At 70.3% G+C, this 19,380-nt stretch carries 20 protein-coding genes; 5 read left to right on the top strand and 15 right to left on the bottom strand.

Annotated features, from left to right (window positions below; genetic code table 11):
• The 10 genes from pufL to MPPM_RS14950 all read right to left on the bottom strand — a co-directional run bounded on the left by pufL (nt 1) and on the right by MPPM_RS14950 (nt 8,821).
• A complete protein-coding gene (pufL, locus tag MPPM_RS14995; RefSeq protein WP_096485728.1) occupies nt 1-825 on the bottom strand; it encodes a photosynthetic reaction center subunit L in 825 nt (274 codons plus the stop codon).
• Nucleotides 826-902: 77 nt separating this feature from the next.
• Complete coding sequence (pufA, locus tag MPPM_RS14990; protein WP_096485727.1) at nt 903-1,091, bottom strand: light-harvesting antenna LH1, alpha subunit; 189 nt, start codon at nt 1,089-1,091, stop codon at nt 903-905.
• An 11-nt stretch (nt 1,092-1,102) separates the two neighbouring features.
• Nucleotides 1,103-1,333: a light-harvesting antenna LH1, beta subunit gene (gene pufB / locus MPPM_RS14985; RefSeq protein WP_096485726.1), complete on the bottom strand. Its 231-nt coding sequence runs from the start codon at nt 1,331-1,333 to the stop codon at nt 1,103-1,105.
• Nucleotides 1,334-1,450: 117 nt separating this feature from the next.
• Nucleotides 1,451-1,684, bottom strand: a complete 234-nt coding sequence (locus MPPM_RS14980) for a hypothetical protein (RefSeq protein WP_096485725.1) — start codon at nt 1,682-1,684, stop codon at nt 1,451-1,453.
• 68 nt (nt 1,685-1,752) lie between these two features.
• Nucleotides 1,753-3,219 carry a chlorophyllide a reductase subunit Z gene (gene bchZ / locus MPPM_RS14975; RefSeq protein WP_096485724.1) on the bottom strand — a complete coding sequence of 489 codons (1,467 nt, stop codon included), beginning with the start codon at nt 3,217-3,219 and terminating at the stop codon, nt 1,753-1,755.
• Entirely contained in the window at nt 3,219-4,745 is a 1,527-nt protein-coding gene (bchY, locus tag MPPM_RS14970; protein WP_096485723.1) for a chlorophyllide a reductase subunit Y, read from the bottom strand. The genes bchZ and bchY overlap by 1 nt, the downstream gene beginning before the upstream one ends.
• Before the next feature lie 3 nt (nt 4,746-4,748).
• A complete protein-coding gene (locus MPPM_RS14965) occupies nt 4,749-5,753 on the bottom strand; it encodes a chlorophyllide a reductase iron protein subunit X (RefSeq protein ID WP_096487864.1) in 1,005 nt (334 codons plus the stop codon).
• Nucleotides 5,750-6,688: a chlorophyll synthesis pathway protein BchC gene (gene bchC / locus MPPM_RS14960; RefSeq protein ID WP_096485722.1), complete on the bottom strand. Its 939-nt coding sequence runs from the start codon at nt 6,686-6,688 to the stop codon at nt 5,750-5,752. Before bchC ends, MPPM_RS14965 begins: the two co-directional genes overlap by 4 nt.
• A 104-nt stretch (nt 6,689-6,792) precedes the next feature.
• Nucleotides 6,793-7,932, bottom strand: a complete 1,140-nt coding sequence (locus MPPM_RS14955; RefSeq protein ID WP_096485721.1) for a methyltransferase — start codon at nt 7,930-7,932, stop codon at nt 6,793-6,795.
• A 22-nt stretch (nt 7,933-7,954) separates the two neighbouring features.
• Nucleotides 7,955-8,821, bottom strand: a complete 867-nt coding sequence (locus tag MPPM_RS14950) for a polyprenyl synthetase family protein (RefSeq protein WP_096485720.1) — start codon at nt 8,819-8,821, stop codon at nt 7,955-7,957.
• Between the two features lie 108 nt (nt 8,822-8,929).
• Here MPPM_RS14950 and crtD point away from each other — a divergent pair, with 108 nt between their 5' ends.
• Nucleotides 8,930-10,465, top strand: a complete 1,536-nt coding sequence (gene crtD, locus MPPM_RS14945) for a 1-hydroxycarotenoid 3,4-desaturase CrtD (protein ID WP_096485719.1) — start codon at nt 8,930-8,932, stop codon at nt 10,463-10,465.
• Nucleotides 10,462-11,322 (top strand): carotenoid 1,2-hydratase family protein, encoded by an 861-nt coding sequence (locus tag MPPM_RS14940; RefSeq protein WP_096485718.1) that lies wholly within the window; start codon nt 10,462-10,464, stop codon nt 11,320-11,322. Before crtD ends, MPPM_RS14940 begins: the two co-directional genes overlap by 4 nt.
• Nucleotides 11,323-11,328: 6 nt before the next feature.
• Here the strand turns inward: MPPM_RS14940 and MPPM_RS14935 are convergent, their stop codons facing one another.
• On the bottom strand, nt 11,329-11,949 hold the full coding sequence (locus MPPM_RS14935) for a septation protein A (RefSeq protein WP_096485717.1): 621 nt from the start codon (nt 11,947-11,949) through the stop codon (nt 11,329-11,331).
• A 43-nt stretch (nt 11,950-11,992) separates the two neighbouring features.
• Nucleotides 11,993-13,480: a signal recognition particle-docking protein FtsY gene (gene ftsY, locus MPPM_RS14930; protein WP_096485716.1), complete on the bottom strand. Its 1,488-nt coding sequence runs from the start codon at nt 13,478-13,480 to the stop codon at nt 11,993-11,995.
• Between the two features lie 56 nt (nt 13,481-13,536).
• On the opposite strand from ftsY, the gene MPPM_RS14925 reads away from it, so the two are divergent.
• Entirely contained in the window at nt 13,537-14,301 is a 765-nt protein-coding gene (locus MPPM_RS14925; protein ID WP_096485715.1) for an RluA family pseudouridine synthase, read from the top strand.
• 19 nt (nt 14,302-14,320) lie between these two features.
• On the opposite strand, the gene mtaB is transcribed toward MPPM_RS14925, so the two are convergent.
• Both mtaB and dapF read right to left on the bottom strand, forming a co-directional pair.
• Entirely contained in the window at nt 14,321-15,553 is a 1,233-nt protein-coding gene (gene mtaB / locus MPPM_RS14920) for a tRNA (N(6)-L-threonylcarbamoyladenosine(37)-C(2))-methylthiotransferase MtaB (RefSeq protein ID WP_096485714.1), read from the bottom strand.
• Nucleotides 15,550-16,440, bottom strand: a complete 891-nt coding sequence (gene dapF, locus MPPM_RS14915) for a diaminopimelate epimerase (RefSeq protein WP_096485713.1) — start codon at nt 16,438-16,440, stop codon at nt 15,550-15,552. Before dapF ends, mtaB begins: the two co-directional genes overlap by 4 nt.
• Nucleotides 16,441-16,615: 175 nt before the next feature.
• On the opposite strand from dapF, the gene MPPM_RS14910 reads away from it, so the two are divergent.
• Together MPPM_RS14910 and MPPM_RS14905 are read left to right on the top strand one after the other, a co-directional pair.
• The gene (locus MPPM_RS14910; protein WP_096485712.1) at nt 16,616-17,365 is read left to right on the top strand and encodes a GyrI-like domain-containing protein; all 750 of its coding nucleotides are present in this window, start codon (nt 16,616-16,618) and stop codon (nt 17,363-17,365) included.
• Between the two features lie 49 nt (nt 17,366-17,414).
• Complete coding sequence (locus MPPM_RS14905) at nt 17,415-18,191, top strand: endonuclease III domain-containing protein (protein WP_096485711.1); 777 nt, start codon at nt 17,415-17,417, stop codon at nt 18,189-18,191.
• Here the strand turns inward: MPPM_RS14905 and MPPM_RS14900 are convergent.
• Entirely contained in the window at nt 18,188-19,300 is a 1,113-nt protein-coding gene (locus MPPM_RS14900; RefSeq protein WP_096485710.1) for an SPL family radical SAM protein, read from the bottom strand. The two genes, MPPM_RS14905 and MPPM_RS14900, sit on opposite strands and share 4 nt — an antisense overlap.
• Nucleotides 19,301-19,380: the final 80 nt, after the last annotated feature.

The raw sequence follows: 19,380 nt of genomic DNA, 5'->3' as shown, positions 1-19,380 counted from the left end.
TCACCGCCACACGGGCAGGTTGAGCCACCAGCCCCACCATTCCGGCCACCCCTGCGTCCAGAAGGGGCCCGAGATGACGATGCAGACCGCACTCCAGAATCCCGCGGACAGCGCGAGGAACAGGCCGAGCCGGTGAATGCCGAGCGTCCCGATCGAGTAGCCGATCGTGTCGCGGAAATAGGTGTCCTCGTGCTCCGGCGTCTTCACCGTCTCCCCCTTGGCGGGGTTGGTCGAGGACAGGATCAGCGAGCCGTGCAGTGCCAGCGCGAAGGTCGTCGTGAAGAAGAAGCTCACGGCGAGCATGTGCGCGGGATTGTAATGGAAGTGCAGATACTGGTAGCCGGTGTTCGACACCCAATCGAGGTGGGAAAGAATGCCGTAGGGGAAGCCGTAGCCCCAGGCACCCATCAGGAACGGGCGGATCACCACCAGCGTGACGTAGGCGAAGATCGCGACCGAGAAGGCGAACGGCACGTGGTAGCCGATGCCGAGCTTGCGGCAGATCTCGACTTCGCGCAGGGCCCAGGACGAGAACGCCCCGATCGCGCAGAAGGTGATGATCTGCCAGAGCCCTCCTTCCTTCAGGGGCGCCAGGGCCAGCCCGTATTTCAGGTCGGGTGGGGCGATGTTGATCTGCCAGATGTTCCAGGTCGGTCCGATCGCCGCCCCGTAGAGGATCAGCGCGGTCCCCAGCACCGAGAAGAAGATCGTCGTCACGCCGAAGAAGCCGACGTAGAACGGGCCGACCCAGAAGTCGAACAGGTCACCGCCCAGCAGGGTGCCGCCGCGGACCCGGTATTTGCGCTCGAAGCTCAACATTGCCATGGCGGAGATCCCCGGGGATGAGGATGGAGGGTGCCGGGGCAGGCGCGCCCGCCCGCGGCAGGACCGGATAAGGCCGGTCAGACCGGCATCGTCGGGAGGACGAGGCTGTGCGCGGCGGCGGCCTTGGCGGCCTTCGGGCCTTCCAGCCAATTGAACCGGTCGGTGCTGAGCAGGATGAAGTGGATCAGCAGCGCCAGGACGAACAGGAAGGTGAAGAGCGCGACGAGGGTCCGCCGCGGATCGAACAGAAGCCAGATCTTGTGCATCGTTCGTCTCCTCAGCCGATCATCGTCACGAGGCCGTGGGCGGCGTTCGTCACGCCGTCGAGGAGAGCGTAGCCCTTCTCTCCGGGGAGCCAGGGCCGCCACAGCCAGACGAGGATGTGGGCGACCACGGCGATCGCCGTGAAGATGATGAAGCTCGTCAGGAAGATCGCGTGAAATTCCTTGGCTTCGGGTTCCGTCAGCCCGGACAGGCTGCTCGGTCTTTCAGTGATACCGTTCGCCATCGATCGAACCTCCGCTGGTTGTGCCGCGCGTTGACAGGCGTGGCGGGTGTCGCCGTGACTCGATGACATCACGGCGCAGGGTCCCCCGTGTCACCGCACGGAAGTGTGTGGGGCGCGCTAGCCCATGAAGGCGAAGGGAATCGCCGAGACCGCCATGGCCTTGGCCTCGCCGAAGACGGAGCGACGCACCGGCAGCAGGCCACGCCGCGTCGCCTGACCCGGCAGGACGCGCTGCACGATCGCCGCGGCGAGGAAGAACGGATAGGTCGCAGCCAGGATGATCCGGAACTGGATCGCCTCGCTGTGCAGGCGCGACGATGCGGGCATCGATCGTTGCATGACGGCTCCCATGGCAGGTTGCTCCGCGAGCTTTCCGACCCCGCACGGAGCCGGAGGGTGAAGGGGGTGGAGGAGCGCGCTCATGCGGCAACTCCTGCGGTGAGATCGCTCTGCGCCCGCTCGACATGGTCGGTCGCCACGCGCTCGGCGGCGGCACGGCGCGCCGCCCGCTCGGCCGCGTCGCGCAGGCGCTTGGCGGCGGAGATGCGGGTGAGAACGGGGTGCCGCTCGACCAGCGCGTCGAGCCGGGCACGGGCCGCCTCGTCCCAGGGCAGTTCGCGGTGCGTCCGCGCCGGGGTGGCCTCCACCGCATCCATGTCGCGGGCGAGCGGCAGGATGTGGAAGAGCATGTCGAACAGGGCGTTGCAGACCTCCTGCACGAGGTAGGTCGCGCCGGCGTAGCCCATGAAGGGCGTTCCGGTGTGCCGCCGGATGATCGCGCCGGGGAACGAGGCGGGGACGTAGGCCGCTCGTCCGCCGCACTCGGCGAGGTACATGCGCTCGTTGAAGGAGCCGAACAGGACGAGCGGCGGATTGGCCTTGATCGCGTCGCGCACCGCGGCGTTGTCGGGCTTGGTGCCGGCGGAGCGCGCGAAGGCGAAGTGGCAGGGCAGCCCCATCTCCTCTTCGAGGAAATGGCGCACGCCGCGGGCATAGGTCTCGGTGGCGACGATGCCGAAGCTCGCCGTGCCGAAGAAGTCCTGCGTCACCGAGCGCCACAGGTCCCAGACCGGCTTGATCGTGGTGTGTCGCTCGCGCTCGATGAAGGGCTCCGGGTCGAGCCCCAGGATCTCGCCGAGCGAGCGCAGGAACTTGGTGGTCGAGAGCACCCCGATCGGCGCTTGGAGATAGGGCCGCTCCATGCTCTCGCAGAGCAGGCGGCCGAACTCGCGGTAGAGGCAGATATTGGCATCCGCATTGACAAGCTTGGGCACGTCGGCGAGGTGCGCGCCGAGCGGGAAGGTGAGGTTCACCTCGGCGCCGATGCCCTCCACCAGGCGGCGGATCTCGGCGAGATCGGACGGCATGTTGAAGGTGCCGTAGGCCGGACCGATGATGTTGACCCGCGGCCGCTCCCCGGGCTTGCGCTCGGGCCGGGCCGGAATGCCCTTCTTGGCGAAGCGCCGGGCGCCGTATTCCTGCCAGAGCCAGCTCATTGCCCGGTCGGCGGCCTGCCACTGGTCCTCGTCGATGGTGCGCGGCAGGAAGCGCTGCAGTCCGGTCCCTTCCGGCGTGACGCCGCCGCCGATCATCTCGGCGATCGAGCCCGTGACCACGACGCTCGGCTGGCCGGGATCGAGCGTGGCGTGCGCCCGCTTCATCGCCCCTTCCGTGCCGTGGCGCCCAAGCTCCTCTTCCGCCAAGCCGGTGACGACGATCGGCAACTCGTGCGGCGGCAGCGCGTCGGTGTAGTGCAGCACCGAGGTGACCGGCAGGTTCTCGCAGCCCACGGGGCCGTCGATGACGACCTGCAGGCCCTTGATCGCCGTGAAGACGTAGACCGCCCCCCAGTAGCCGCCGGCCCGGTCGTGATCGAGGATCAGCATCACGCCATCTCCCCGACTGGTTTCTCGGCGGCTCGCGCCTTCGGCGCGGCCTTGGCCTGCGGCACCTCCTGCCAGATGCCGGCGGCGTGGCCGGTGCCGACGCCCTCGAAGAAGGCGCGCATCGCGTCGAAACGCGGGCGGTTGGCGAGGGCAGCGTTCACCACCTTGGCGAGCGAGCCGGCCCCGGCCGCGCCCATCAGCGGACGCGCCGAGATCAGGTTGGTGAAGTAGAGCGCCGGTGTGCCGGCCTCCTTCGCCTTCTGCACCACCGGCGTCGTGCCGATGGCGAGATCCGGGCGGAATTCCGCGAAGGCCGCGAGATCGTCCTCCAGCGAGGCACGGTAGCGGACGCGGACGCCGCGCTCCTCGAGCCAGACCCGGTCGGGTTCGGACCAGGGCGTACGCGGGCAGGCCGTGCCGACATAGGGAACGTCGGCACCGCTCTCGACGAGGAGACGTGCGACCAGCAACTCCGACCCCTCGTAGCCCGACAGGGTGATCCGCCCGCGGATCGGTGCGGCGGAGAGCGCGCCGCGGATGATCGGCAGCAGCCGGTTCTGGGCGGCGGCGATTCTATCCCGCGGCACGTCGCAGGCCTTGCCGATGGCCGCCAGCCAGTCGGCGGTGCCGTCATGGCCGACGGGGGCGGAGCCCACCACGGGACGCCCGGCCGCCTCGAACTCGCGCACGCTCGCGGTGTAGAACGGGTGGATCGCCGCCACCGCCGCCGCATCGAGGGCGCCGTAGAGTTCGCGCCATTCTCGCGTCGGCACGACCGGGCCGGCGCTGAGGCCGAGGGGTTCGAGCAGCCCGCCGATCACCACCGGATCGGCCGGGAACATCTCGCCGAGCAGCGCCACCGCCGGGCGCTCAGAGCGGCCGCCGCGCGGCGCCTGGACCGGGCCGCTCTCCGCCTCGGTGCGGGCGAACTTCAGCATCGCGCCGGCCAGCACGTCCTTGGCTTCGGCATGCGTCGGAACGCCGAAGCCCGGTACGTCGATGCCGATGACCCGCACGCCGTCGATCTGTTTCGGCAGCAGCCGCAGCGGCACGCCGGAGGCGGTCGGAACGCAGAGGTTGATGACGACGATGGCGTCGTAAGCGTCTGGCCGGGCCGAGGCGTGGACCGCGTCGCGGATGTCCTCGAACAGCTTGCCGGTGACGAGCGTCTCGGAGTTGAACGGCACGTAGCCGACGCTGCGGCGCGCCCCGTAGAAATGCGAGGTGAAGGTGAGCCCGTAGACGCAGCAGGCCGAGCCCGACAGGATCGTCATCGTGCGCCGCATGCGCAGACCGACGCGCAGGGAGCCGAAGGCCGGGCACATGCTCTGCGGCTGGTCGTGCGGACCGGCCGGGTAGTCCCGCCGGTACTGCTCCAGCGTCTCGGACATCCCGGCGGCCTCGGCCGCCGCGCGCATCGCATCCTTGCCGGCATGGCAGCCGAGGCCGTCGCCCTGCGTCGCGGCGAGATCGATGCCCTCGGGGCGGCGGGCGCGGAGCGCGGTGATGTCGAGGCTGACCGCCATGGCTCAGACCTCGTCGTAGACGACTTCGAGGGACGGCTTGGCGAGCGTGGTCCGCCCGCACATGTCCTCGAGGGTGGCGGGCTCCAGCACCACGTCGCGGCCGGTGGCCTCGCTCGAAAACAGACCGAGCAGCGCGTCCTGACTCAGCGGCTTCGGCTGGTGCGGCGCCGCCGCCGCCACGTTCTGCGCGAGATCGGCGAAGAGCGGACCCCAGCGCCCCTCAGGCTTGCCGATGATTTCGTAATTCGCGCTCTTGCGGCGGATGTCCTCATGGGCCGGAATCGAGGCCAGGACCGGGATGCCGGCAGCTTCCGCAAAGGCCTGAGCCTCTCCGGTGCCGTCATCCTTGTTGATGACGAGGCCGCCGACGCCAACATTGCCGCCGAGCTTGCGGAAATACTCCACCGCCGAGCAGACGTTGTTGGCGACGTAGAGCGATTGCAGGTCGTTGGAGCCGACGACGATGACCTTCTGGCACATGTCGCGGGCGATCGGCAGGCCGAAGCCGCCGCAGACCACGTCGCCAAGGAAGTCGAGCAGGACGTAATCGAAGCCCCATTCATGGAAGCCAAGCTTCTCCAGCAGCTCGAAGCCGTGGATGATGCCGCGCCCGCCGCAGCCGCGGCCGACCTCCGGCCCGCCCAATTCCATCGCGTAGACGCCGTCGCGCTTGAAGCAGACATCGCCGATGGCGACCGCCTCGCCCGCGAGCTTCTTCCGGGTCGAGGTCTCGATGATGGTCGGGCAGGCGCGCCCGCCGAACAGAAGCGAGGTCGTGTCGCTCTTCGGGTCGCAGCCGATCAGCAGCACCTTACGTCCCTGCTGGGCCATCATGTAGCTGAGGTTGGCAAGGGTGAACGACTTGCCGATGCCGCCCTTGCCGTAGATCGCGATGATCTGCGTCTCGCGTTTCACCTCGCCGGTCGCGACCGGATCGGGCTCGATGGCGGCCTCGTCCCGCAGCGTCGCGGCGGCGGCGAGCGCCGCCTTGTTGAGCTGAAGGTTCATGAGCAGGTCCTCCAATCGAGGATCATTTTCAGGCAGGCCGGGTCGGCGAAGGCGGTACGGTAGGCGCCCTCCGCCTGCGTCGCCGGCACGCGGTGGGTGATCAGTCCGTCGAGCGACAGGCTTCCGCTTTCGATCAGCGCCCGAACGGCGGCGAGATCGCCCGGCCGCCACTCCGCCGAGACCCGGATTCGGGCCTCGCGCATGAAAGCGGGAGGGAAGGTGAAGGTAAGGGGCGCTTCGTAGAAGCCGGCGAGCACGATCTCGCCGCCGGGGGCGAGCCGGCCGATGAGCGTATCGAGCAGGCTCGCATCGCCGCTGACATCGGTGATGGTCGCGTAGTCGCGCGCGGGATCGTCGTCGGGCGACAGTACCGCGTAGCCGAAGGTTCCGTTCGCGCGAAGCGGCTCGCATTCCCACACCACCGGCGTGCCGCCCGCGAGCAGCGTCAGCCGCGCGAGCAGGCGGCCGAGCACGCCGTGGCCGACGATCAGGTTGCGCTCGCCGGGGACGATGCCGGAAAGGGCATGATAGGCGGTCGCCGCCAGGGCGATGAGGCAGGCACGGTCGCCGAGCGCGGCATCGACCGGAACGAGGCGGGCGGCCGGGGCGATCAGGTGCGAGGCCGCGCCGCCGAACAGGCCGTTGACCTCGCCGAAGCAGCGGGCGCCGGGGACGAATACGGTCTGCCCAACCTTGAGGCCGCTTCCGGCCGTAGCCTCGACCACGGTGCCGACCGCCTCGTAGCCGGGCACGAGCGGATAGCCCATTCCGGGGAAGGGCGGCATCCGGCCGGACCAGAGCAGACGCTCGGTTCCCGTGCTGATCCCGCTCCAGGATACGGCGACGACCGCATCGCCCTCGACGGCGGGTGTGAGCGCGAGGCGGCTCAGCGCCAGGTGCTCCGGTCGTTCAAGGACGACGGCCAATGCCTCCATGTCCCTGTCTCCGCCCTGCGATGGTTGCGACTCTGCGGCTGCAGCATCGCTTTGTGTCATCCTAGATAGACACTCAAGCGCGTCAAGTGATGTTTACGAGTTGATCAACGTGTCGCTGTGATCAATCGCGCGAGAAGCGGGCGGCGGGTCGATCGCTCGCGGATGCCGCTGAAGCCGGCGCAGGCCAGCATCTCGGACAATTCCCGCACAGTGCGGGGACGGCCGCTGCCCATGGCAAGGAGGTAGAAACCGAAATAGGCGTCGCCGACGGGCTCGGCCCCGGCCGTGCCGGCCATCGGTTCCGCGATCGCGAGAAGGCCGCCGGGCGGCAGCGCTGCGTGAACCGCGCGCAGGAGCGCCATGACCCTCGCGTCGTCGTGATCGTGAACCACCCGCACCAGGGTGATGGCGTCGGCCCCCCGCGGGAGGGGCGCGTCGAGAAAGGTTCGACCGAAGCAGACCACCCGGTCGCCGTGTCCCTCGGCGGCGAGTCGAGCGCCTGCCCGTTCGGCAACGGGCGGCAGATCGAGCAGGCGCAGCGCCAGACCCGGATGGCGTTGGGCGGCTTTGGCCAGGAAGACGCCCTCACCGCCTCCGACATCCATCAGGCAGGACCGGTCGGCGAGCGGTAGCGCGTCGAGGACATCCTCCGCGATCAGCGCCTGCGAGGCGGCCATCAGCCCGCTATAGGCCGCCACCGAGGCAGGGCCGACCGATGCGGTGCTCGCGGCATCGGCATAGGGCCAGTAGCCGGCGAGTCGGGTCGGGCCCGCCGTACCCCGCAGCAGCGCGACCGGATCGGCCAGATCAGCGTAGAGCATGGCGTGATGTTCGATCATCAGAGCGATCGAAGGATTGCCGATCAGCGCCGCACCGAGATCGGCGAGCGCGAAGCGCCCGTCGGGCAGTCGCCTGATCAGGTCGAGCGAGGCCGCGGCCCTCAGCAGGGTAAGGCTCCGCTCCGGGGGCAAGCCGAGCCGGTGGGCGATCGCTTCCGGAGGGAGGGGGCCGTCGCGCAGCGATCCGAACAGGTCGAGCCGGACGCAGGCGAACAGCACCTGCGCGTAGACGAAGCCGGCGCAGAGATCGAACAAGGCCCGCGTGTTGCGCCGCGCGATGCCGCGCGTGAACGGAAACCCGGCTGCCCACCGCTGGAAGCCGGGCGAGGCCACCAGCCGATTGCGCAGGGCGAGCCAGCGCTCGCGCCAGCCGGGCGAACGGGGCGCGGGTCCGGTTTCCGTCATCGCCCCGGGCGGCACGGCGGGCTCAAGCCGCTTCGCGCAGCGAGGCGGGAAGGAACAGGCGCGTCTGGGCCTCGATCTCAGCACGCATCGCGGCCTGTCCCGGACAGTCCGGGATCACCTCGATCGCCTCCCGTGTCAGCCGCCTGAGCCGCTCCAGCGCGCCGCCCATTCCGAGCAGGGCGGCGGCGTTCGGGCGCCCGAGGGTCGCGTCGCGGCCGGCGGGCTTGCCGATCTCCTCCTGGCGGCAGGCGACGTCGCGCAGGTCGTCGGCGACTTGGTAAGCCTCGCCGAGGCATTCGCCGAGCAGGCGCCACGGCAGGGGTGCCGCGCCCGCCGCCGCCGCGCCCGCGACGGTGGCGGCGGCGAACAGCGCGCCGGTCTTGGCCTGCTGGTACTCGACGAGATCGACATGCGGCTCGGATTCCCAGGCCTGTCCCGCGACGATGCCCGAGGGCGAGCCGACGGCGCGGGCGACGAGCCCGACCAGGGCGGCGAGTCGAGCGGGCGAGCGGGCGGCTCCCCGAGCCAGCGTCTCGAAGGCGGCGACGATCAGCGCGTCGCCCGTGAGAACGGCGAGCGGAACACCGAAGGCGGCGTGGACCGAGGGCTTCTGCCGGCGCATCGCCGCGTCGTCGAAGCACGGCAGGTCGTCGTGAATGAGAGAGGCGCAGTGCAACAGCTCGATCGCCGCCGCGGCCGAATCCGAGGCTGCGGGGTCGTCGTCACCGCAGGCCCGTGCCACGGCGAGGCAGAGGCGCGGACGGATGCGATGCCCGCCCGGGAACACGGCGTAGCGGATCGCCTCGGCCAGGAGCGGCGGCGCCCCCGGCGCCTCCGCGTGCGAAACCGCCACGTCGAGCACCGTCTCGATCCGCCTGCCGACGTCCATCGCGTCCTCCCGAGTCAATTCATGTTGTCTTGCTCATGTGTCAATTATGATTGACACTAATCGCGGTTGGGATCAACGCCGACGGTAGGGTAAAGCGAGCGTCTTTCGATGGAGAAGCGCGTCATCGTGATCGGCGCCGGGATCGGCGGTCTCACCGCGGCGCTCAGTCTCGCCGCGTCGGGTCTCGACGTGACGGTGCTGGAGCGGGCGCCGTCGGTCGGCGGTAAGATGCGGGCGGTCTCGGTGGGCGGCATCCCGGTCGAGGCGGGCCCGACCGTCTTCACCATGCGGTGGGTGTTCGACGCGCTCTTCGCCGAGGCCGGCACGAGCCTCGAGGCGGAGATCGGCCTGCGACCGGCCAGCTTGCTGGCCCGTCACGCCTGGAACGAGCGCGAGCGACTCGATCTGTTCGCTGACATCGACGCGTCGGCCGACGCGATCGGCGCCTTCGCGGGTGCCCGCGAGGCGGACGGCTACCGCCGCTTCTGCGCTCGCGCGGCGGAGGTCTACCGCACCCTCGAGGGACCGTTCATCCGTGCCGACCGGCCGAGCCCGGTCGATCTCGCCCAGCGCGTCGGCCTGTCCGGCATCGGCAGCCTCTGGCGCATCCAACCCTTCGCGACTCTGTGGTCGGCGCTCGGGGAGTATTTTCGCGACCCGCGCCTGCGCCAGCTCTTCGGGCGCTACGCCACCTATTGCGGCGCCTCGCCGTTCGAGGCGCCGGCGACCCTGATGCTGGTCGCCCATGTCGAGCAGGCCGGGATCTGGACCGTCGAAGGTGGCTTGAGCCGACTCGCCGCCGTCGTGGCCGGTCTGGCGGAGCGACAGGGTGCCAGGATCCGAACCGGCGCACATGTCGCGCGGATCATCGCCGAGGGCGGCCGTGTCGCAGGTGTCGAACTCGCCGGCGGCGAGCGGTTGGCGGCCGACGCGGTGATCGCGAACGCGGACGTCGCAGCCCTCGGCGCGGGCTTGCTCGGTGCCGACGCGGCCTCAGCCGGAGACCGGATTCCGCCCCGCGAGCGCTCGCTCTCGGCGGTGACCTTCTGTCGGACGGCGGAGGCGACGGGCTTCGACCTGGCCCACCACAACGTGTTCTTCTCCGCCGATTACCGGGCGGAGTTCGACGCGATCCTGCGCGGACGGCGCCTGCCGCCGGATCCGACCGTCTACGTCTGTGCCCAGGATCGGGACGGCGACGGCGGATCGCCGCCGAACGATCCCGAACGCCTGCTCCTCCTCGTCAACGCCCCGGCCGATGGCGGGGACCGTCCACTCGCCCCTCGGGAGATCGCCGCATGCGAGACGAACATCCTTCGCAAGCTCTCGGCCTGCGGCCTCACACTGGCCCCGACGGGACCGGCGACGGCCACGACGCCGGAGGACTTCGCACGGCTTTTTCCGGGAACGGGGGGCGCCCTCTACGGCCGGGCCTCTCACGGCTGGACGGCGACGTTCAAACGGCCGGGGGCGCGGACGCGGGTGCCGGGGCTCTATTTGGCCGGGGGGAGCGTGCATCCGGGGCCGGGGGTGCCGATGGCGGCGCAATCGGGCCGGCTCGCGGCGGCGGCACTGCGCGCGGACCTCGATTCGACGGCGCGGTCGCGCGCGGCGGCTATGTCTGGTGGTACGTCGATGCGGTGAGCGCGGACGGGCGCCAGGGGCTGACGATCATCGCCTTCATCGGCAGCGTGTTCTCGCCCTACTACGCCTGGGACGCGAAGCGCGATCCGTTCGCCCACTGCGCCGTCAACGTCGTGCTGTACGGCGAGCGCGCCAACCGCTTCGCCATGACCGAGCGCAACGCCCGCGCCCTCGCCCGTGAGGCGACGAGCTTCAGCCTGGGGCCGTCCTCGCTCGAATGGGATGGCAGCGTGCTCACCATCCGCCTCGACGAGCGGGGCGCGCCGATCCCGCAGGCGGTGCGGGGGACGGTGCGGGTGCGGCCGAAGGCGCTGACGGCGCAGCCCTTCACCCTCGACGCGCACGGCCTGCACCGCTGGTGGCCGATGGCGCCCGATTGCGACGTCGAGGCCGAGTTTACGGCGCCCGCGATCGCGTGGCGCGGCAGCGGCTACCACGACACCAACGACGGCGACGGCGCCCTGGAGGATGCCTTCACGGACTGGACATGGTGCCGGGCGCCGCTCGAGCGCGGCTCGACCATTCTCTACGACGTGCGCCGCACCGACGGCAGCGGCCAGAACCTGACGCTGCGCTTCGACGCTGACGGCACCCGGCGCGAGATGCGCCCGCCGCTCGCCGCGAGCCTGCCGCCGACCGGGCTGTGGCGCATGCCGCGCACGACCCGCAGCGACGATGCGCGGGCGCAGGTCGTCCGCACCCTCGAGGATACACCGTTCTACGCCCGCTCGCTCCTTGCCTCGACGCTGGACGGAAAGGCGGTCCGGCCGGTCCACGAGAGCCTGTCGCTCAAGCGCTTTCGTAACCCGCTGGTGCGCCTGATGCTGCCGTTCCGGATGCCGCGGCGGATCGGCTAGGGCCGATCAGCCGATCTTCGCGTCGGCCTCGTCCTTGCGCTCGTGGCGCAGCAGCAGCGGCGTCTGCGCCAGGGCGAAGGCGATGGTGAGCGGCATGATGCCGAACACCTTGAAGCTCACCCAGAAATCCTCGGTCTGCGTGCGCCAGACGATCTCGTTGAGGGCGGCGAGTGCGAGGAAGAACAGGCCCCAGCGGAAGGTCAGCTTGCGCCAGCCCTCATCCGTCAACGCGAACATGCTGTCGAGCACGACCGAGAGCAGCGACTTGTTGAAGGCGAGGCCGCCGAGCAGGACGAGGCCGAACAGCGTGTTCACGATAGTCGGCTTCATCATGATGAAGGTCTTGTCCTGAAGCGCCAGCGTCAGGCCGCCGAACACGAGGACCACGACGCCCGAGACGAGCGGCATGATCGGCAGCCGCCGCAGCAGGGCGAAATGCACGCCGAGCGCGATCATTGTGGCGACGACGAACACGCCGGTCGCCACGAACAGCTTGCTCTCCGCCGTCACGCCGAAGCGCTCGGCATAGGCGTTGCTCAGGAAGAATACCGCGAGCGGGCCCACCTCCAGCGCCAGCTTGAGAAGCGGCGGCAAGTGCCGGCGCGGCGGAACGCTCTCGACCTTCATGCTGAGGTTCTCACGAGACTCCGAGGGAACGGCGGGCAATCGGTTACTCCTTGGGAAGACCGGTGATCGCCCTGGCGAAATCCCGCGCGGCGAACGGCTCCAGATCCTCCACGCCCTCGCCGACGCCGATGAAATGCACGGGCAAGCCGAACTTCGCGGCGAGTGCCACTAGAATACCGCCCCGCGCGGTTCCGTCGAGCTTCGTCATCACGAGGCCCGACACGGGTGCGGCCTGAGAGAACAGCTCGACCTGGCTCAATGCATTCTGCCCAACGGTGGCGTCGAGCACCAGAAGGGTGGCGTGGGGTGCCTCCGGGTCGAGCTTGCGGATGACGCGGACGATCTTTTCCAGCTCTGCCATCAGCCCGGCCTTGTTCTGCAGGCGGCCGGCGGTATCGATCAGAAGCACGTCGGTGCCGTTCTCCCGCGCCTCCTTGAAGGCGTCGAAGGCGAGTCCCGCCGCGTCCGAGCCCTGTTCGCGGCTGATGACGGGGGTGTTGGTGCGCTCGCCCCAGACGCGCAGCTGCTCGATCGCCGCGGCGCGGAAGGTATCGCCCGCCGCCAGCATGACGCTGCGCCCTTCCGCCTTGAACTTGAGCGAGAGCTTGCCGATCGTCGTCGTCTTGCCGGCGCCGTTCACGCCGACCGTCAGGATGACGTAGGGCTTCTTGGCCGAATCAATCGCGATCGGCAGCGCCACCGGCTCCAGCGCCCGCTCGATCTCGGTCGCGAGGATGGCGCGCACCTCGTCGGGCGAGATGCCCTTCTCGTAGCGGCCCTTGCCGACCGCCTCCGACATCCGCATCGCCGTCTCCACGCCGAAATCGGCCTGGATCAGCGCGTCCTCCAGATCCTCGAGGGTGGTGGCGTCGAGCTTGCGCTTGGTGAACAGGCCCGTCACCCGGTCCGACAGGGCGGACGAGGTGCGGCGCATGCCCGCCGTGAGCCGCGACCACCAGCCCCGCTTCTCCATGCCTTCGACGGAGCCGGAGATCGCGTCGCTCGCGAGAGCGGCGGCTGAATCGACGGGCTGGATGTCGGCCTCGGCCGGCGGTTGCGCTTCCGTCGCGGGCGGGGCGTCCTCGCCGGTCAGGCGAGACCACCAGTTCCGCTTCTCCGCCGGCTCGGCGGGGACGGCCAGGGTCTCGCTCTCGAGCGGCGCCTCATCCGGCTGCGGCGCCTCGCCCGAAGGGGGCTGCGGCTCAGGCTGGAGGTCGGCGCCCTCCACCTCATCGGGGATCTGGTTCTTGTCCGGATCCTCCGGCGCGGGTTCGCTGGCCGGCGGCGGCACGTGGGACACGTCGTCGGCCGCAGTCGTGAAATCCGGCTGGCCCTCGGATTCGGAGGCCGGCGACAGCGGATCCGGCGTGGCCGGCTCCGGCGCAGGATGATCCGTGACCGACGCCTGTTCGGCGGGCATCTCGTCCGTCGGCACCTCTTCCGCGGGCTTGGCTTCCGCGGGCTTGGCCTCGGGCGTGCCCTTTCGTCCGAACAGCCGTCCGAACCAGCCGGGCTTCTCGTCGTCGCTCATCCCAGTCCCTTGCTCAAACCTTGCCCGCGACGATCCGGCGCTTTAGCCCGTGGGGCATGAACGCACGTGTTTCAGTGCCGGATCGCACCGACGAACCGGAGATAGGTCTTTCCCTGCTCTACCGCGATGCCCTGATGCTCGTCATCGACAAGCCGGCAGGTTTACCGGTGCATCCGGGCCCGAAGGGGGGGCCGACCTTGACCGACCATCTCGACGCCCTCCGCTTCGGCCTGCCGCGCCGGCCCGAGGCCGCGCACCGGCTCGACCGCGACACCTCGGGCTGCCTCGTGCTCGGCCGCCACGCCAAGGCGCTCACGCGTTTGAACCGCCTGTTCGCCGACGGCAAGGTGAACAAGACCTACTGGGCCCTTGTGGAGGGCGGCCCCGAGGCGATGGAGGGCCGCATCGACCTGCCGCTGGCCAAGCGCTCGGACGATCCGCGCAGCTGGTGGATGAAGACGGATCCGGCCGGCGCCCCTTCGCTCACGCTCTACCGGGTGCTCGGACGGGCCGACGGCCTGTCCTGGCTCGAACTGAAGCCGGTCACGGGGCGGACGCACCAACTCCGCGTCCACTGCGCGGCGATGGGCTGGCCGATCCGCGGCGACGCGATCTACGGCAGCGCCGGGCGGGACGGGCCGGGCCTGCAACTCCATGCGCGAGGCCTGAGCCTGCCGCTCTATCCGAAGCGGGAAGCGATCCTGGTCGAGGCTCCCGTCCCCTCGCATATGCGGGCGGGACTGGAGGCTTGCGGCATGTCGCTTGCCCCCGAGAGCTCTCTCCCCTCCGCGGGAGAGGAGGCCGGCACAACAGGCGAGTGAGGAGTCGGCGAGCTTTCCTTCAAGCCGCGAGCAGCGCCTGCCCGTCATGCCCGGCGACGGTGACGTCGCGGATCTCCCCCGCGGCCACGGGCGCTGCGAACCGCACCAGCGAGAACGCCTCGGTCCGTCCCGTATCGCCGCGCTCGGTCAGCACCCGCCGACGGGTTCCGACCTCGCCGTCGAGATGGCGGGCCAGCGCCGCCGCCCCGGCCGTGCGCAGCCTTGCGGCGCGGGCGCGGATCTCGTCGCCGGGCACCGCCGGCATCCGCGCGGCGGGCGTGCCGGGGCGCGGCGAGAAGGGGAAGACGTGCAGATGCGTCAGTCCGCACTCCTCGACGAGGTCGAGGGAGCGGGCGAACTGTGCCTCCGTCTCGGTGGGGAAGCCAGCGATCAGGTCGGCGCCGAAGACGAGGCCGGGGCGCAGATCGCGCAGGGTCCGACAGAGGCGGATCGCGTCAGCGCGCGAATGGCGGCGCTTCATCCGCTTGAGGATCAGGTCGTCCCCCGCCTGCAGCGAGAGATGCACATGCGGCATCAGCCGCGGCTCCTCGGCGAAGGCGGCGATCAACTCCGGATCGGCCTCGACCGAATCGATGGAGGAGAGGCGCAGCCGCGCGAGATCCGGCACCTCGGCGAGGATCGTCCGCACGAGGCGCCCGAGGCTCAGGCTCGCGTCGAGGTCGCGGCCATAGGCGGTGAGATCGACCCCCGTGAGCACCACCTCGCGGCCGCCATGCTCGACGATGCGGCGCACCTGCGCCACCGCCTCGGCGACGGGCACCGAGCGGGAATTGCCGCGGCCGAACGGGATGACGCAGAAGGTGCAGCGGTGGTCACAGCCGTTCTGCACCGGCACGAAGGCGCGGGTATGCCCGTTCATGCCGAGGATGCGGGTCGGCTCGGCCCGGCGCACCGCCATGATGTCCTCCGGCGGAGGCATGGTGCCGTCGCGCCAGCTCTCGGGCCTGAGCTTTGCCGCGTTGCCGACGAGGCGGGCCACCTCTGGCATGTCGGCATACTGCGCGCGCTCGACTTCGGCGCCGCAACCGGTCACGACGATCTCGGCCCCCGGCCGCTCGCGGGCGAGCCGGCGGATCGCCTTGCGGGCCTGCCGCCCGGCCTCCGCCGTCACCGCGCAGGTGTTGACGACGACAAGATCGCGCCCCTCGACGCCGGCCTCGGCGTGGCCGCGCACCACCTCCGACTCGACGGTGTTGAGCCGGCAGCCGAAGGTGAGCGTCTCGACACTCACCCGTCGAGCCCGGCGAAGAGGTCGGGCGAGAAGCTGCCTTCGCCTTCGAGGAAGACGGGGCCGGTCATCAGCACGTGGTCGTCGGCGCGCCACTCGATCGAGAGTTCGCCGCCGGGCAGGGAAACGCGGGCCGCCCGGCCGATCATGCGCAGGCGCGAGGCCGCCACCACCGTGGCGCAGGCGGCGGTGCCGCAGGCGAGCGTCAGTCCGGCGCCGCGCTCCCAGACGCGCAGCTTGATCGTGTCGCGGCCGGTCACCTGGGCGACGGAGATGTTGGCCCGCTCGGGGAAGATCGGATGCGCTTCGAGCAGCGGCCCGATCCGGCCGAGATCGAATGTGTCGGGATCGCGCTCGACGAAGAAGATCGCGTGCGGGTTGCCCATGCTCACGGCGGCCGGCGAGTGCAGGATCGGATCGTCGATCGGCCCGACCTGCAGCTCGATGCGGCGGGTATCAGGAAACGGCTCGGCCAGCGGGATCTCGTCCCAGCGCAGGCGCGGCTGGCCCATGTCCACGGTGAAGGAGCGGTCGGTGACGCGCTTGACCGCGACCAGCCCGGCCTTGGTTTCAAGGGTCAGGCAGCCGTTCTCGGCCGGCCGCGCCATGGCCGGGTCGTCGAGCAGGGCGTAGCCGACGCAGCGGGTGCCGTTGCCGCAGGCGCCGGATTCCGACCCGTCGGTGTTGTAGATGCGCATGAAGGCATCGGTGCCGGGCGTGACGGGGTCGTGCACCACCATGAGCTGGTCGAAGCGCGAATGCGCGTCGGCGGCGATGGCGCGGGCCTCTGCCGGGGCGACGCGGATCGAGGTGCCGCGCAGGTCGAGCACGACGATGGCGTTGCCGGCACCGTGCATCTTCAGGAAGCGGCGATTGGCGAGAGGGCTCATCGGACCTCTGACGACCTTGTCAGCGAGGATGTGGGGGTTTGGCGCGGCGTATATGGCAAAAGCCGACCGGCCGCGAGTCGGCAGCCCGAGACCTCAACGTCGCGCCGCGACGGTCTCGCCCGGGGCGCAATTCGGCCCTACCCTGTCCGCATCGGCCAATCGGAGCCCCACCACCTTGACCCGTCTCGCCTCCCTCGCCGCGGGCCTGTTCGCTCTCGCCCCGCTCCTCTCGAACGCGGCCGTCGCCCAGGGCGCGCCGCCGCCCACCAACGCCCCCTCCCCCGCCGAGTCGAATCCGCTGCCGACGACGACCGTGCCGGACACGTCGAAATCCGGTCCCGACCCGGCGTCACCCGCGCCGCAGCAGGTGCCGATCCCGCGCCCGGCGCAGTCCGGCGCGGCGCGATCGGTCACGCCCCCGCCCTCGACTCTGCCGACCCTGGTGCCGGCGCCGGGTGAGCCCAACGACGTCGACGAGGTGACGCTGCCGGCCAAGCCCGTGGCGATCCTCTCGGGCGAGACCAAGTGGGACGAGGCGCGGGCGAACCTGCGGAAGGCGTTCAAGACCATCGGCGACGCGCTGGCGAAGCAGAACCTCAAGCCGGCGGGCCGGCCGATCGCGCTCTTCACCAAGACGGAGGATGACGGCTTCCAGTACGAGGCGATGATCCCGATCGAAGCCGCTCCCGCATCGGGCACGGAGAGCGACGGCGTGAAGTTCGGATCGAGCCCGAGCGGCAAGGCGCTGCGGTTCAAGCACAGCGGCACCTACGAGGAGATCGACGGCACCTACGAGACGCTGATCGCCTATCTCGACGCGAAGGAGATCGCGGTCCAGGACCGTTTTCTCGAAGAATACGTCACGGATCTCGGCGAGGGCGCCGACGACAAGCTCGACATCAACATCTACGCGCTCGCAAAGTAGGGGTGTCGCAGGCCGGGAACCGCCGAATCCCTTCGCGGATTCGGCTCCCATGCCGCTTTTCCCCGACCCCGCCCTCCCCGTTGCTCCCCGCCAACGCCGCCGCGAGACGCCGACGACGGCCTCCGAGACCCTCAAGGACAAGGCGCTGGAGATCCATCGCCGGCTCTGCGGGGTCTACGGGTGCCCGATCCCCTACTTCCACAGCCTCGACCCGCTCTCGGAACTGATCTCCTCGCTGCTCTCGCACCGGACTCGCAACGCAGATTCCGGCCGCGCCTTCAAGGCGCTGCGGGCGCGCTGGCCCGACTGGGCGGCGGTCGAGGCAGCCTCCGTCGCCGAGATCGAAGAGACGATCCGCGGGGTGACGTGGCCGGAGCTGAAGGCGCCGCGCATCAAGGCGGTGCTCGCCGCCGTGCGCGAGCGGGTGGGAGGGCTCAGCCTCGATGTCCTCGAAGGCATGAGCGTCGATGAGGCGCGGGGCTGGCTCGAAGCCATTCTCGGCATCGGGCCGAAGACGAGTGCTGCGGTCCTGTCCTTCTCGACGCTGCGGATGCCGGCCCTGCCGGTGGACAGCCACCATCACCGCGTCGCCCAGCGCACGGGGCTGATCAGCCCGAGGGTCGATGTCGGGCCGAGCCACGCGGTGCTGCGGGCGCAATTGCCCGACGACTGGTCGGCTCAGAAGCTCTACGACAACCACGAGGTGCTGATGCTGCACGGGCAGCAGGTATGCTTCCACCGCTCCCCGGCCTGCGCGCGCTGCGTCCTGCTCGACATCTGCCCGACGGGACAGGCGCGCGGGGCGACCGCCTCCGACCGGATTTAAGTCCAGTAGAGGATCCGCGCCGCCGGCAAGCGAAGCGCGATCCGCTCCGTCAGATGTGCCCGCATCGCCTTCATCAGGTCGCTGGGAAACACGTACTTCACCGAGCCGAACTTGGTGAGCTTGCGGGTCCGCTCGGCCTCGCGCATCGGCAGGTCGGCGCCTGGATACCAGCCCTCCAGCACCCTCTTCGAACCCGGCGTGAAGCGGTGGGTGATGAGTTCGACCGTCAAATCGGGCGCGCTCACCTCGGCCGGAGCTTCGGCCGCATCGCGCAGGAGGGCGTCGTAGGCGTCCGGCCAGCCCTCGACCGGCAGGATCGGCGCGATGGTGAGACCGACCGGATAGCCGGCGCGGGCGACCGCACCGATAGCGGCGAGCCGGTCGGCCAGCGGGGCGGTGCCGCCCTCGTAACGCGCCGCCGCAGCGGCGTTGACCGAGAAGCGAATGCGGGTGCGGCCCCGATGCGGCAGGTCGAGAAGCGGTCCGACCGCGGCGAACTTCGTGGTGAAGCGCAGTTGCACTGAGGCATCCCAGGCGCCGAAATGGCGGATCGCCGCCGAGAGCGAGCCGGTGAGATGCTCGATTCCGAGCGGATCGGTGTAGCAGGAGGCCTCGAAGGTGGTGCCCTCCGCCGCCCGCGCCTCCGAGGCGCTGGTGACGCCGCCCTGGCCGAGATAGTCGCCGAGGTTGCCGAGGATCGCGTCGAGATTGGCGTAGGCGCGGGTAACCGGCGGGCCCGAGAGCGAGCCGGCGAGGTAGCAGTACTGGCAATGGGCCGGGCAGCCCTCGGCGAGATCGAAGCGCCAGTCGGCGCTCGGCGGGATCGGCTGCAGCTTCAGCTTCGTCGGCGGGGCCGTGACAACGGCAAGCGTCGCCTTGGCCTCCGCATAGGCGCGGCGCGGATTGTCGTCGCGCAGGCCGGTGAGCCGGTTGCTCTTCAGCCGCTCGACCGGGAGCCCGAGGCATTCGGCCCGCGCGACGATCTCCCGGCCATGCGCGTGTTCGAGGGCGGCGGGCGTCACCAGAACCCGGCGCGGGCGCCAGAGGCGAGCGGAACGGGGCTTCACTGCCGGCCGGATCTCGGCTTCCTCAGTCAGGACATGGGTCATGCCGCACCAACCCTCCGGCCCCGTTGAAGGTCCGGGGTGCGGCCCTGCGGAACCGTGGGCGCCTTCGGGCGCTGTCCCGG

Origin of the sequence: Methylorubrum populi, from assembly GCF_002355515.1 — a bacterium.
GTDB classification, from domain to species: domain Bacteria; phylum Pseudomonadota; class Alphaproteobacteria; order Rhizobiales; family Beijerinckiaceae; genus Methylobacterium; species Methylobacterium populi_A.
The sequence above is the reverse complement of the archived record's forward strand: the minus strand, read 5'-3'. Positions and strand labels throughout refer to the sequence as shown.

What these genes read in the sequence shown, in the direction of transcription:
- MPPM_RS14900 (WP_096485710.1), bottom strand. Translation starts at nt 19,300, where the DNA reads ATGACCCATGTCCTGACTGAGGAAGCCGAGATCCGGCCGGCAGTGAAG.
- bchY (WP_096485723.1), bottom strand. Translation starts at nt 4,745, where the DNA reads ATGGCGGTCAGCCTCGACATCACCGCGCTCCGCGCCCGCCGCCCCGAG.
- pufL (WP_096485728.1), bottom strand. Translation starts at nt 825, where the DNA reads ATGGCAATGTTGAGCTTCGAGCGCAAATACCGGGTCCGCGGCGGCACC.
- MPPM_RS14905 (WP_096485711.1), top strand. Translation starts at nt 17,415, where the DNA reads ATGCCGCTTTTCCCCGACCCCGCCCTCCCCGTTGCTCCCCGCCAACGC.
- crtD (WP_096485719.1), top strand. Translation starts at nt 8,930, where the DNA reads ATGGAGAAGCGCGTCATCGTGATCGGCGCCGGGATCGGCGGTCTCACC.
- bchC (WP_096485722.1), bottom strand. Translation starts at nt 6,688, where the DNA reads ATGGAGGCATTGGCCGTCGTCCTTGAACGACCGGAGCACCTGGCGCTG.
- bchZ (WP_096485724.1), bottom strand. Translation starts at nt 3,219, where the DNA reads ATGCTGATCCTCGATCACGACCGGGCCGGCGGCTACTGGGGGGCGGTC.
- pufB (WP_096485726.1), bottom strand. Translation starts at nt 1,333, where the DNA reads ATGGCGAACGGTATCACTGAAAGACCGAGCAGCCTGTCCGGGCTGACG.
- MPPM_RS14950 (WP_096485720.1), bottom strand. Translation starts at nt 8,821, where the DNA reads ATGGACGTCGGCAGGCGGATCGAGACGGTGCTCGACGTGGCGGTTTCG.
- dapF (WP_096485713.1), bottom strand. Translation starts at nt 16,440, where the DNA reads ATGAGCCCTCTCGCCAATCGCCGCTTCCTGAAGATGCACGGTGCCGGC.
- MPPM_RS14925 (WP_096485715.1), top strand. Translation starts at nt 13,537, where the DNA reads ATGAACGCACGTGTTTCAGTGCCGGATCGCACCGACGAACCGGAGATA.
- MPPM_RS14955 (WP_096485721.1), bottom strand. Translation starts at nt 7,932, where the DNA reads ATGACGGAAACCGGACCCGCGCCCCGTTCGCCCGGCTGGCGCGAGCGC.
- MPPM_RS14935 (WP_096485717.1), bottom strand. Translation starts at nt 11,949, where the DNA reads ATGAAGGTCGAGAGCGTTCCGCCGCGCCGGCACTTGCCGCCGCTTCTC.
- ftsY (WP_096485716.1), bottom strand. Translation starts at nt 13,480, where the DNA reads ATGAGCGACGACGAGAAGCCCGGCTGGTTCGGACGGCTGTTCGGACGA.
- MPPM_RS14965 (WP_096487864.1), bottom strand. Translation starts at nt 5,753, where the DNA reads ATGAACCTTCAGCTCAACAAGGCGGCGCTCGCCGCCGCCGCGACGCTG.
- pufA (WP_096485727.1), bottom strand. Translation starts at nt 1,091, where the DNA reads ATGCACAAGATCTGGCTTCTGTTCGATCCGCGGCGGACCCTCGTCGCG.
- MPPM_RS14980 (WP_096485725.1), bottom strand. Translation starts at nt 1,684, where the DNA reads ATGGGAGCCGTCATGCAACGATCGATGCCCGCATCGTCGCGCCTGCAC.